This is a genomic window from Streptomyces sp. NPDC051569 (genome assembly GCF_044454085.1).
In the GTDB taxonomy this organism is placed as follows: Bacteria; Actinomycetota; Actinomycetes; order Streptomycetales; family Streptomycetaceae; genus Streptomyces.
This window is the reverse complement of the sequence record NZ_JBITDJ010000013.1, coordinates 20,171-32,669: the sequence shown is the minus strand read 5'-3', so window position 1 is coordinate 32,669 and position 12,499 is coordinate 20,171. Positions and strand designations below refer to the sequence as shown.

The following is a 12,499-nucleotide window of genomic DNA, read 5'->3' as shown; positions in this document are numbered from 1 at the left end:
CAGAGTCTTGCTTCCGTCAGGCCCCGCATGCGGCATCCGACGCACCCCCGAGGTGCGGCATACACAACTCCACAACTGCCGCCGCATGCCGCCCGCGCACCACGCGGCAGTCCTCGCAGGAGGATTGCCCACCGGGCCCGTGTCTCCCGTGACCTGAGCAGTACGGAGACCAGTGCCAGGGGCACGATCGCGCCCGCGAGGTCACCTATGCGGGTGTTGCTGGAAGGACACCGTGTGAGCCGGATCTCGGTCCGGGGATTCGCCGTGGCATCGGCCACCGCGGTCACCACCGTCGGCGCAGTCGTAGGTGTCGCCTCGGGCGACCCTCAGGTCTCGAACGACAACTTCGAGGCGGCGGCCGCCGGCACGACGCTCCTCGCAGACATCCCCGCGGGCCAGCAGGCGCTGGTGCAGACCGCCTCGCTGACACAGCAGGCCGACGCCCAGGCCTCGGCCGCCGACGCCACCGCGAAGAAGTCCGCGGAGGAATCGGCCCGTGTGCAGGCCGCCAAGGACGCCAAGGCGAAGAAGGAAGCGGCGGACAAGGCCGAGGAGAAGCGCAAGGCCGACGACGCGGAGCGCGCCAGCCGCGACTCGGCGCGTTCCGCCATCACCTCGCTCTCCGCGCAGGGCTCGTACAGCGTCTCGCAGGTCCAGGCGATCGCGGCGCAGATGATGTCGGGCGATCAGTTCCAGTGCTTCAGCAACATCGTGAGCCACGAGTCCGGCTGGAACTACCGGGCGCAGAACCCGTCCTCCGGTGCGTACGGTCTCGTCCAGGCGCTCCCCGCCTCGAAGATGGCCTCGGCCGGCGCCGACTGGCAGACCAACCCGGCCACCCAGATCAAGTGGGGCCTGAGCTACATGGACGGCCGTTACGGCAGCCCCTGCGGCGCCTGGTCGTTCTGGCAGGCCAACCACTGGTACTAGTACCGGTCGCGGTACCCAGAAGCCGCCGGCCCCGTCCGGCGCTCAACCCCGGGAAGCCCCCCGCCGTCCTACGGTGGGGGGCTTCGCGCATGTACGGTCGGTCCGGACGGCGTCGGGGGACGTGCGTGGAGGGACAGCCGGGGGGAAGAGGAATCATCATGTCGAGAGTGCCAGCATGGCTCGGTCGGGTGGGCGCGGAACTGACCCGTATGGGGGACCGCTTGGACGAGCGCAGGGCCGAGGCGGAGGCCGAGGGCGCCGGCGGGCCGGTCGGCGGGCCGGCGGTCGAGAGTATCCCCCCGCCCCCCGCGTACGCCCCCTCCGTCGCCGGCAAGCCCGATCCCGTCGCCGCCATCCCCTGGGGTATCCGCGTCGCGGGTGAGGCCGCCTGGCGGCTGCTCGTCCTCGCCGGCACGCTCTGGGTGCTGATGCGGGTCATCAGCGCCGTTCAGCTGGTCGTCCTGGCCTTCGTCGCCGCCCTGCTCTTCACCGCGCTGCTCCAGCCCACCGTCGCCCGGCTCAAGGGGTACGGGGTGCCGCGGGCGCTGGCCACCGCCCTCACCGCGATCGCCGGGTTCGTCCTCATGGGGCTGATCGGCTGGTTCGTGGTGTGGCAGGTCATGGAGAACATCGACGACCTCTCCCACCAGGTCACCGACGGCATCAACGAGCTGAAGCACTGGCTGCTCAACAGCCCGTTCCATGTCACCGAGGACCAGATCAACGACATCGCGAAGAACCTGAGCGATGCCATCGGCACCAACACCGAGGAGATCACCTCGGCGGGCCTCCAGGGCGTGACCGTGATGGTCGAGTTCCTGACCGGCATGCTGCTCGCGATGTTCTCCACGCTCTTCCTGCTCTACGACGGCAGGCGGATCTGGCAGTGGACGCTCAAGCTGGTCCCGGCGCAGGCGCGCGAGGGCGTGGCGGGGGCCGGGCCGCGCGCCTGGCGCACCCTGACCGCCTATGTGCGCGGCACGGTGATCGTGGCCCTCATCGACGCCATATTCATCGGTCTGGGGCTCTACTTCCTCGATGTCCCGCTGGCCGTGCCGCTGGCCGTCATCATCTTCCTCGGCGCTTTCATCCCGCTGGTCGGTGCGGTGATCTCGGGCGCGCTGGCGGTGGTGGTCGCCCTGGTCACCCAGAACGTGTTCACCGCGCTGATGGTCGTGATCGTCGTCCTCGCCGTCCAGCAGATCGAGGGCCATGTGCTGCAGCCCTTCATCCTGGGCCGCGCGGTACGGGTGCACCCGCTCGCTGTCGTCCTGTCGGTCGCGGCCGGCGGCTTGATCGCCGGCATCGGTGGCGCGGTGGTGGCGGTGCCGCTGGTGGCGGTCACCAACACGGTCGTCGGCTATCTCCGCGCGTACAGCCAGGAACCACCACCGCCGGGCGCCGCGCCCGCGGCCGGGACGACCGCCGGCACGGCCGCCACGGGGACCCCGCCGGGGACCGAGCGGGGGACCGCGGACGGGACGGGGGTCCCGGCGCCCGGCGCGCCGCCCACCTCCGGTGAACCGGCGCCGGCGGAGCGGCTCGCGGCCGCCGAGTCGACGGTCGGTCCGGAGTGATCCGCGAACCGGAAGCGCTGGACGGCGGCCACCCCGCTCGCGTCACAGCTCGCCGGTCGGGCGGCAGCGCGCGGGAAGTGGCCGCGCCCACGAAGTGACGCCGGCAGCCGGCCGACAGCCGGAGGGGCCCCGTGGACATGGTGTCCGCGGGGCCCCTCGCGTACGGATGTGTACCGCGCCCCTACTCGGCGACGAGCGCCTCGGCGAGAACGGCCTCGGCGTCGAGCGTCGTGCCGACGGCCTGGATCACCGCGGCGATCTTGAAGGCTTCCTGGATCGTCTCGCGGGACACGTCCGCCTTACGGAGGACCTGCTCGTGCGAGTCGAGGCACTGGCCGCAGCCGTTGACCGCGGAGACGGCGAGCGACCACAGCTCGAAGTCGACCTTCTCCACACCCGGGTTGCCGATGACGTTCATCCGCAGACCGGCGCGGAGCGTCCCGTACTCGGGGTCCGACAGCAGGTGCCGGGTCCGGTAGAAGACGTTGTTCATCGCCATGATCGCGGCGGCGGACTTGGCGGCGGTGTACGCCTCGGCGCTCAGGTTGGCCTTGGCCTCCGGCTCCAGCTCGCGCAGCACCTTCGGTGAGCGCGAGGCGATCGCGCAGGCCAGCACGGTGCCCCACAGCTGCTGCTGGGGGAGGTCGCTGTTGCCGATGACCGAACCGAGGTTCAGCTTGAGGTCCTTGGCGTAGTCCGGCAGAGCGGACTTCAGTTCATCGAGTGCCATGACAGATCACTCGCCCGAGAGGAGCGCGACGGGGTCGAGGGTGTTCTCGCCCTTGGTCCAGTTGCACGGGCACAGCTCGTCGGTCTGCAGGGCGTCCAGCACCCGCAGGACCTCCTTGGGGTTACGGCCCACGGAACCGGCGGTCACCATCGTGAACTGGATCTCGTTGTTCGGGTCGACGATGAAGACCGCGCGCTGCGCGAAGCCGTCGGCGCCCTCGATGCCCAGGTCGCGCATGAGCTCGTGCTTCGAGTCGGCCATCATCGGGAAGGGGAGGTCGGTCAGGTCCGGGTGGTCCTTGCGCCACGCGTGGTGGACGAACTCCGAGTCGCCGGAGAAGCCGAGGACCTGGGCGTCACGGTCGTTGAACTCGTCGTTCAGCTTGCCGAAGGCCGCGATCTCGGTCGGGCACACGAAGGTGAAGTCCTTCGGCCACGCGAAGACGACCTTCCACTTGCCCTCGTAGGACTTGTGGTTGATCTCCGCGAACTCCTTGCCGCTCTCCAGCGAGACGCAGGCGGTCAGTTCGAACGAGGGAAACTGGTCACCAACAGTGAGCACGCGCTCTCCTTGCGGGGGGAGGAAATCCCTTTTGGGGTCTTCCGTGGGGGCTGGACAGATCACTGATGGTGGCACAGAGAACATTGATCAAAGAAATAGCTAGACTGGGCCGCCGTGATCGGAGGTGCCTATCAGTGGCCGTCATGCCCAGGGGTAAACAGCCCAGCTTGTCCCAGTTGCGTGCTTTCGCGGCTGTGGCCGAACATCTTCATTTCCGGGACGCGGCCGCCGCGATCGGGATGAGCCAGCCCGCGCTCTCCGGTGCCGTCTCGGCGCTGGAGGAGGTGCTGGGTGTCCAGCTCGTCGAGCGTACGACGCGAAAGGTACTGCTCTCGCCGGCCGGTGAACGGCTCGCGGTCCGGGCCGGGGCCGTACTCCGCGCGGTCGGCGCGCTGCTGGACGAGGCCGAGGCGGTACGGGCGCCCTTCACCGGGGTCCTCAAGCTGGGGGTGATCCCGACCGTGGCGCCCTATCTGCTGCCGGCGGTTCTCCGGCTGGTACGCGACCGCTATCCCGAGCTGGATCTCCAGGTGCACGAGGAGCAGACCTCCTCGCTGCTGGACGGCCTGACGGCGGGCCGGCTGGATCTGCTGCTGCTCGCCGTGCCTCTCGGTCAGCCCGGGATCACCGAACTGCCGCTTTTCGACGAGGACTTCGTCCTGGTGACGCCCGGCGATCACGACCTCGGCGGGCGGCGGGACCTGCCTCGCGCGGCCCTTCGTGAGCTGCCGCTGCTGCTGCTCGACGAGGGGCACTGCCTGCGCGACCAGGCGCTGGACATCTGCCGGGAGGCGGGACGGGCCGACGGTGTGCCCGTGACGACCACCGCGGCGGGGCTCTCCACGCTGGTGCAGCTGGTGGCCGGCGGGCTGGGGGTGACGCTGCTGCCGCGCACGGCGGTGCAGGTCGAGACGGGCCGCAACGACCGGCTGCTGACCGGATACTTCGCCGATCCCGCACCGTCGCGGCGGATCGCGCTGGCGATGCGGACGGGTGCGGCGCGGGGCGGCGAGTTCGAGGTGTTCGCGGGTGCCCTGCGGGAGGCACTGCGCACGCTTCCGGTGCGAGTCCTCCAGGCGCCGGTACAGGCGCCGGTGCAGGCACAGGTACCGGCATCGGCGCGCGTGCCCGCGTCGGCGCGCTTTCCCGCACCGGCACGGGTGCCGGGCCCGAGAGGTCTCGGCCCGGCACCCGCGACACGCTGACGCGCCCGCGCGTTACTCCGATCGAAGGCCTTCCGGCCGCATCATCCGCCACAGCGGCGGCAGGCTGACCAAGGTCACCACCAGGATCACCCCGATCCCCGCGGCGGCGAAGGGCAGGAAGACCCACCAGTCGCTGACCGAGCTGTCGACCAGACGCAGGAGTACGGCTCCGAGGGTCAGCCCGCCCGCGACAGCCAGCGCCGTGCCGACGACCACCGGTACGGCGGTCTGCCACAGCACCGACCAGGCGAGGGTGGAACGGCGCGTGCCGAACGCCACCAGCACCGACAGCAGTCTCCGGCGCTCGCGCAGCTGCTCCAGCTGCGTCACGAGCAGGCTGATCGCGATCAGGCCCATCGTGCCGGTGGCGCCGATCAGCAGCGCACTGCGCACGCTGTTGAACTGGTGCGCCCGTTCCGCGTAGCTGATCGTGAAGATCCCCATGGCCGGGTAGATACGCGCGGCTGTGTTCCGTACGTACTCCCGCGCGTCCGGCACCCGTTCGTCGACGAGGATCGAGGCGATAGTCGTCGCCGTCGGCAGCCGGCTCGGGTCGAGGGCGCCCGGTGTGGCGAGGACGCCCGCGGTGAGATTACCGGCCGGGTCCGGCCTGGCCGCGACCGTACGGGTCGCCGCAGGCAGCGTCCACAGCTGCGGCGCCGTGCCGTCCTCATCCCCGTACATGTTCAGATCGAGGGGCTTGCCCGGCCGGGCGGCCTGGCCGACCGCGTCGGTCTGGGCCTGCTGGCCGGGGAGGTGGGAGACGAAGGTGTCGCCGTCCTGGCAGGACGTTATGTGCGCGACCTCCCGCAGGGTGGCGCAGGTGCCGATGACGACGAGCGTGCTGGAGCTTCCCTCGCCCTCCGCCCGGGGAGCCGTCCCGGCCGCATAGCTCTGGACCGTGCCGATGACGGAGGTGACCCCCTTGGTCGCCCGGAACCCGTCGATCATCTTCTGGGCCAGCTCCCCGTTCGGGAAGTCCGCGGTGGCGGTGACGGTCGCCCGGGTGGGGTCCGCTCCGGTGGCCTTCGTGAAGTTGGCCTGCACGCCGCTGAACAGCATCTGCAGGGAGACGGCGCCCGCCACCGCCACGGTGATGCCACTGACGGCGCGGGCCGCTGATCCGCTGCTCAGCTGAAGCCTGCGGGTCGCCAACTGCCAGGGCACGGGCCCGCCGTGCAGCCGGGACACCACCGCTTCGACGAGCCAGGGCAGGAGCAGGGTCAGGCCCACGAGGACCAGGACGGCGCCGGCCGCGACCGGGTAGACGCTGAAGGCCTCGGTGTCGCTGGTGCCTCCCGTCATCGTCAGGAGAGCCACACCGGCGACCGGGACCAGCAGCCGCCACCACACCCGGCGGCGCCGGGGGCGGGCGTTCCGTACGACGCCCAGCGGCTCGATGGCGACCGAGCGGAGGGCGAACAGGGTCACCGCGACGGCTCCGGCCGGGACGGCCAGCACGATCAGCGCGGCGAGCGCCGGTACCGGGACCACATCGGCCGGGAACGCGGCGAGGGTCCACAGCCGCACGGTGCCCGCCAGGGGCCGTACCGCCAGGAACACCCCGACACCGACGAGCAGCCCGAAGATCGCGCCGAAGAGCGCCTCACCGGCGGCGATGCGCCGGGTCATCCGGGTGTCGGCGCCGACCAGCCGCAGCGCGGCGAGCCGGCGGTCCCTGCGGTCGCCGCCGAAGCGGACGGCGGTGGTGATGAAGATGCCCACCGGCACCAGCAGGGCGACGCAGATCAGGATGACCAGGACCACCAGGGCCGGGTCCAGCGGATCGTGCTCGACGTGGCTGCCGAAACCGGCCGCCCTCTTGGCGCCCTGCTCGGTGCTGAGGCTGTCGTTCCCGGCGTAGTAGAACAGCTCGCCGGAGTCGAGCAGGCCGGCGTCGCCGATGATGCCGGTGACGCGGTAGTCCAGGCGCTGCTTCAGCAACTCCCCGCCGGGCGAGTCCAGCAGGTCCCGCAGGGCGGGGGAGACCGCCATCTCACCGGGGCCGGGGAAGTGCCCCACCCCCGGTGGGGCCGGTGTTCTCGGGCCTTCGGCGCGCAGCAGCCGGCCGGTGATGGTCTCGTTGTGGTACTCGGTGTCCGCCAGGGCCCAGAGCAGCGTCGCGTCCGTGCGCTCCGCCGGTTTGCCGGAGACGTAACCGATGGCGCTGCGGGCATCCTGGCGTGCGGCGCGGGCGTCGGTCATGTGCGGGATGGACGCGGCGAGGAAGAGCATCGCGACGCCGAATCCGACCCCGAGCGCCGTCAGCGCCGTACGGGTCCAGCCCTCGCGTCCGCCCGCCGCGGCGAACTTCACGCCGAGCTGGAGGTCGCGCAGCCAGGATCCCCGGCCGCCGGCCGCCGGAGCCGGCGGGGGAGTGGGGGCGGGGGCGGCCCGCTGGTCGAGGAGCGTCATACGGCGCGCTCCATGTTGTGGGACTTGCCGTCCCGTACGACGATCTCGCGGTCGGAGTAGGCGGCGACGCGCGTCTCGTGCGTGACCAGGACGACGGCGGTGTTGGCGGACCTGGCCATGGCGGTCAGCAGCTCCATCACCCGCTCCCCGTTGAGGGAGTCGAGCGCGCCGGTCGGCTCGTCGGCGAAGATCAGACGCGGTGAGGTGACGAGGGAACGGGCGATCGCGACACGCTGGCCCTGTCCGCCGGAGACCTCGCCGGGCCGCTTGGAGGCCAGACCGTCGACCTCCAGACGCTCCATCCACTCCAGGGCGACGCGCTCGGCGTCCTTGCGCCGAGTGCCGGCGAGGCGCAGCGGCAGTGCCACGTTCTCGACACAGGTCAGCTCGGGGACGAGCTGCCCGAACTGGAAGACGAAGCCGAACTCGGTCCTGCGCAGGGCGCTGAGCTCGGCGTCCGACATGTCGCTCAGCACGCGGTCCCGGTACGTGATGACGCCCGAGTCGGGGCGGATGATTCCGGCGAGGCAGTGCAGCAGGGTCGACTTGCCCGAGCCCGAGGGGCCCATGATCGCGACCACCTCGCCGGGAAGGATGGAGAACGAGGCGCCGTCGAGCGCGGGCGTCGGACCGTACGCCTTGCGCAGGTCATGGGCGGCGAGCAGGGAACCGGGGGCGATCATGCCATCACCTCGGTGGCGAGCAGGTCCAGGCGGGCCGCGGTCAATTCGAGCCAGCGCACATCGGCCTCCAGGTGGAACAGCGCGTGATCGCAGATGAGCTGGTCGGACAGATCTCCGGAGCGCTTGCGCTCGGTGAGGACGCGCATCAGGCGCAGGTGTTCGGCGCGCTGGGTGTCGAGCAGATCAGCGGCGCTCCGGCCGGTGAGCAGCGCGATGACGACCTTCGTGTAGAGGGTCGACTGCAGGTAGGGCTCCGGCTTCTCCGGCTGGGCGAGCCACTGGGCGACATCCGTGACCCCGGCTTCGGTGATCGCGTACCGCTTGCGCTCCGGGCCGCCGCCGGCCTCGATGCCTTCGACCTCGACGAGCCCGTTCTTCAGCAGTCGCGACATGGTCGAGTAGACCTGCCCGTAGTGCAGCGGGCGGTCGAGGCCGCACTTGTCGTCGAAGGCCCGCTTGAGGTCGTAACCATGGCGGGGGCCGGACTCCAGGAGCCCGAGGAGGGTGTGACCGATTGACATGCGGCGCACTCTACACCGTGTGTATACCCACGGTGTATAGCGGCTGTGGACAAGGCCCGCCGAGGGCCGTGCGGGCCCCGGCGGGCCTGGGTGCGGACGGGTCGTGCGGGGTGCGGGTCCGGATCACTCCGGTCCGGATCGCTCCGCCTCCGGGCCCGCTTTCGGAGCCCTCGGAGGCCGGCCCCGGCGCGCGATCGGCGCCGCGTCGCCGGGGAGCCGGCCCGCCTCGGCCAGGGCCCGGCGGAGCAGGAACTCGATCTGCGCGTTGGCGCTGCGCAGTTCGGCGGACGCCCAGCGGGCGAGGGCGTCGTGCACCGCCGGATCCAGTCGCAGGAGAACCTGCTTGCGTTCGGTCACTGGTAAAGCGTGCCCGTGTTCACGACCGGCTGGGCGGCACGGTCGCCGCAGAGTACCACCAGCAGATTGCTGACCATCGCGGCCTTGCGCTCCGAGTCCAGCTCGACGATGTCCTGTTCGGTGAGGCGGGTGAGGGCCGCCTCGACCATGCCGACCGCGCCGTCCACGATCTGCCGGCGGGCCGCGACGACCGCGCCCGCCTGCTGGCGCTGGAGCATGGCGGAGGCGATCTCCGGGGCGTAGGCGAGGTGGGTGAAGCGGGATTCGATGATGTGGACCCCGGCCGCCTCGACGCGCGCGGAGAGTTCGACCGCGAGCTTCTCGGTGATCTCCTCGGCGTTGCCGCGCAGCGACAGGCCCTCCTCGTCGTGGGCGTCGTACGGGTACTCGATCGCGATGTGCCGTACGGCGGCCTCGGTCTGGGTGGAGACGAACTCCAGGAAGTCGTCCACCTCGAACATCGCCTGCGCGGTGTCCTCGACCCTCCAGACGACGACCGCGGCCAGTTCGATCGGGTTGCCGTAGGCGTCGTTGACCTTGAGGACGGCCGTCTCGTGGTTGCGTACCCGGGTCGAGATCTTGCTGCGTGAGGTGAGCGGGTTCACCCAGCGCAGGCCGTCGGTGCGGATGGTGCCGCGGTAGCGGCCGAAGAGCTGGACGACACGGGCCTCGCCCGGCGCCACCATGTTCAGTCCGCCCATCGCGAAGAACCCGGCGATCCCGACGAGGACGCCGACGGCGATCACCGCGCCGCTCGTGCCGGCCGAACTCAGGGTCGCGCCGGCGACGACGAGGCCGACACCGACGACGACGTCGAACAGGCCGAGCAGCAGGGCGAGTCCGCCGCCGATGCTGTGGGCGGAAAATTCCCGGACGCGTGGTGCGGGCATCTCGGGCAGGTCGTTCGTAGGGGTCGCGCTGGTGGAGGCCATGATCATTCCCCGTTTCCATCCAGTTCCGCCGATCGGCGGTCACTAGCATTGTGATATCAGATTAACGCGTGTGGCAACCCTTCAGCACCCTGGTGAGTCGGTTCCCTGGGGAACGGGTGCTGATTGTCACGACCCAAAAGTTCCGATCGGCGCCCTTTGTCATAGCGAGCGGTGTTAGTTTTCTGAGCTGATTCCGATGGGTGAGAGCTGCGGACAAGTACCGGCGAGCCGCGGACAAGTACCGGCGAGCACCGGCGAGCACCGGCGAGCACCGGCGGCGACTCCGGCGAGTCCTGACGACGAGACCTGAAGAAGCGGAGCGACACGGCGATGGGTCGAGCTGAAGCCAGACGGGCGCGCAAGCACGGAGCGCGCCGGGCGGCGAAGAAGGGCGGGACAGGCCGCCTCTTCACCCCGAAGAAGCTGCTCGGCACCTTCTTCGGGCTCTGCCTGCTCGCCATGGGCGGGTTCTTCGCGGTCTATCTGCTGGTCCCGGTGCCGACGGCCAACGCCGACGCTCAGATGCAGAGCAACGTCTACAAGTACGGCGACGGGAAGATCCTGGCCCGTACCGGCGAGGTCAACCGCGAGATCGTCGGCCTGGAGCAGATTCCCAAGGACGTCCAGCGGACCTTCGTCGCCGCCGAGAACAAGTCGTTCTACAAGGACTCCGGCGTCGACATCAAGGGCACCGCGCGCGGTCTCTTCAACACCCTCGCGGGCAAGGGCAAGCAGGGTGGTTCGACCATCACCCAGCAGTACGTCAAGAACTACTACCTGAATCAGGACCAGACGGCCACCCGCAAGCTCAAGGAGCTGGTGATCGCCCTGAAGGTGGACCGGAAGATGGACAAGAACGAGATCCTCGCCGGGTACATCAACACCAGCTACTACGGGCGCCTCGCGTACGGCGTCCAGGCCGCGGCCCAGGCGTACTACGGCGTGGACGCGGACAAGCTGAACGTCGCGCAGGGCGCCTATCTCGCCGCGCTGCTCCAGGCCCCCAGCCAGTACGACTGGGCGGTGGCCTCCGACACGGGCAAGGCGCTGGTCACCGAGCGCTGGAACTACGTCCTGGACAACATGGTCGAGGAGCACTGGCTGGACGCGTCCGTCCGCCAGGGCCTGAAGTTCCCCGTACCGCGCGAGCCCAGGGCCGCTCCCGGCATGGAGGGCCAGACCGGCTATCTCGTCGAGGCCGCCAACAACGAACTGGCCCGCCAGGGCGTCGACAAGGCCGACATCGCGGCGGGCGGCTGGACGATCACCCTCAACATCGACGAGAAGCGGCAGAAGGCACTCGTCGCGTCGGTCGACGAGCAGCTCGAGGACAAGATCGACCGGAAGAAGAACACGACGGACGCGACGGTGCAGGCCGGTGCGACCTCCGTCGATCCGAAGACCGGGCGGGTCGTCGCGCTCTACGGCGGTGTGGGCGCCACGCGGCACTGGATATCCAACGCCACGCGCTCCGACTACCAGCCCGCCTCGACGTTCAAGCCGATCGTGCTCGCCTCCGCGCTGGAGAACGGCTCCGAGACGCAGGACGGCCGGAAGATCGACATCGGTACCGAGTACGACGGCACCAGCAAGCGGCCCGTCGAGGGCAGCGACACCCCCTTCGCCCCGGAGAACGAGGACGACCACGACTACGGCGACGTCGACGTCAGGAAGGCGATGGCGGACTCCGTCAACTCCGTCTTCGCGCAGATGGTCGTGGACGTCGGCCCCGGCAAGGTCAAGCGGACCGCGCTCGGCCTCGGTATGCCGGACAAGAACTTTCCCGAGCGGCCCGCGATCACGCTCGGCACGATGAACGCCTCCACCTGGGACATGGCCGGGGTGTACGCGACCCTCGACAACCACGGCAGGAAGGTCACGCCGACGATCGTGAAGTCCGCCGAGCACAGGGACCGCGTGGTCAAGCTGCCGGACCCGATCGGCAAGCAGGTGATCAGCCGGGAGACGGCCGACACCGTCACCCGGGTCCTCCAGGGGGTCGTCGACCGGGGGTCCGGCGCCGCGGCCAACACCTCCGCCTACGACGCGGCGGGCAAGACCGGCACCTCGGAGAAGAACATGTCCGCCTGGTTCGCCGGCTACACCCCGCAGCTGACCACGGTCGTCGCACTGTTCGGTGAGTCAACCGAGGAAGGCGGCGGACAGGTCACCCTGACCGGCACCGCCAACTCCGGCCGCGCCAACGGCGGTGGCTTCCCCGCCAGGATCTGGGCGAGCTACACGCTGGCCGCGCTGAACGGCGGCTCCGACGCGACGTTCGACCTGGACGCCATGGAGCCCGCCCCCAAGAAGCCGAGCCGGTCACCGGTCGAATCCGCGCCGGAGCAGACCCCGTCCGGCGAGCCGTCGCCGAGCGCCCCGGCCCAGGAGACCCCCGACCCGGCCGGCACACCGAGCGAAACCCCGCCCGGCCCGCCCCAGGAGACCCCGCCGGCCACGGCGCCGACCGAGCCGGGCGGCGGAGGCAGCACCGAACCCGGCGGCGGCCAGGAAAGCCCCGACGAGGGCGGGGGCCGGCCCATCGGCATCCCCCGGCCGACCCGCGGGCCCCGCTGACGACCGCCCAC

Annotated in this window: 11 protein-coding genes; 4 read left to right on the top strand and 7 right to left on the bottom strand. The window is 70.5% G+C overall.

Annotated elements, in window-relative coordinates:
• Positions 1-234: 234 nt before the first annotated feature.
• Positions 235-930 carry a transglycosylase SLT domain-containing protein gene (locus ACIBAE_RS19215; protein WP_399286628.1) on the top strand — a complete coding sequence of 232 codons (696 nt, stop codon included), beginning with the start codon at positions 235-237 and terminating at the stop codon, positions 928-930.
• A gap of 158 nt (positions 931-1,088) precedes the next feature.
• Entirely contained in the window at positions 1,089-2,507 is a 1,419-nt protein-coding gene (locus tag ACIBAE_RS19210) for an AI-2E family transporter (RefSeq protein ID WP_399286625.1), read from the top strand.
• Positions 2,508-2,688: 181 nt separating this feature from the next.
• Here the strand turns inward: ACIBAE_RS19210 and ACIBAE_RS19205 are convergent, their stop codons facing one another.
• Together ACIBAE_RS19205 and ACIBAE_RS19200 are read right to left on the bottom strand one after the other, a co-directional pair.
• A complete protein-coding gene (locus ACIBAE_RS19205) occupies positions 2,689-3,237 on the bottom strand; it encodes an alkyl hydroperoxide reductase (protein WP_399286622.1) in 549 nt (182 codons plus the stop codon).
• Positions 3,238-3,243: 6 nt separating this feature from the next.
• On the bottom strand, positions 3,244-3,798 hold the full coding sequence (locus ACIBAE_RS19200) for a peroxiredoxin (RefSeq protein WP_399286620.1): 555 nt from the start codon (positions 3,796-3,798) through the stop codon (positions 3,244-3,246).
• 143 nt (positions 3,799-3,941) lie between these two features.
• On the opposite strand from ACIBAE_RS19200, the gene ACIBAE_RS19195 reads away from it, so the two are divergent.
• Entirely contained in the window at positions 3,942-5,003 is a 1,062-nt protein-coding gene (locus ACIBAE_RS19195) for a LysR substrate-binding domain-containing protein (RefSeq protein WP_399286618.1), read from the top strand.
• A 12-nt stretch (positions 5,004-5,015) separates the two neighbouring features.
• Here ACIBAE_RS19195 and ACIBAE_RS19190 read toward each other — a convergent pair whose 3' ends face one another.
• From ACIBAE_RS19190 to ACIBAE_RS19170, 5 genes are all read right to left on the bottom strand, one after another.
• Complete coding sequence (locus ACIBAE_RS19190) at positions 5,016-7,418, bottom strand: FtsX-like permease family protein (protein ID WP_399286616.1); 2,403 nt, start codon at positions 7,416-7,418, stop codon at positions 5,016-5,018.
• A complete protein-coding gene (locus tag ACIBAE_RS19185; protein WP_399286614.1) occupies positions 7,415-8,101 on the bottom strand; it encodes an ABC transporter ATP-binding protein in 687 nt (228 codons plus the stop codon). The genes ACIBAE_RS19190 and ACIBAE_RS19185 overlap by 4 nt, the downstream gene beginning before the upstream one ends.
• Positions 8,098-8,622, bottom strand: coding sequence for a PadR family transcriptional regulator (locus ACIBAE_RS19180; RefSeq protein WP_399286611.1), 525 nt, complete (start codon positions 8,620-8,622; stop codon positions 8,098-8,100). The genes ACIBAE_RS19185 and ACIBAE_RS19180 overlap by 4 nt, the downstream gene beginning before the upstream one ends.
• Before the next feature lie 123 nt (positions 8,623-8,745).
• Positions 8,746-9,030 carry a hypothetical protein gene (locus tag ACIBAE_RS19175; RefSeq protein ID WP_399286968.1) on the bottom strand — a complete coding sequence of 95 codons (285 nt, stop codon included), beginning with the start codon at positions 9,028-9,030 and terminating at the stop codon, positions 8,746-8,748.
• Positions 8,976-9,911 carry an SPFH domain-containing protein gene (locus ACIBAE_RS19170; RefSeq protein ID WP_399286609.1) on the bottom strand — a complete coding sequence of 312 codons (936 nt, stop codon included), beginning with the start codon at positions 9,909-9,911 and terminating at the stop codon, positions 8,976-8,978. Before ACIBAE_RS19170 ends, ACIBAE_RS19175 begins: the two co-directional genes overlap by 55 nt.
• 330 nt (positions 9,912-10,241) lie before the next feature.
• Between ACIBAE_RS19170 and ACIBAE_RS19165 the strand changes: the two genes are divergently transcribed.
• Positions 10,242-12,488: a transglycosylase domain-containing protein gene (locus tag ACIBAE_RS19165; protein ID WP_399286606.1), complete on the top strand. Its 2,247-nt coding sequence runs from the start codon at positions 10,242-10,244 to the stop codon at positions 12,486-12,488.
• Positions 12,489-12,499: the final 11 nt, after the last annotated feature.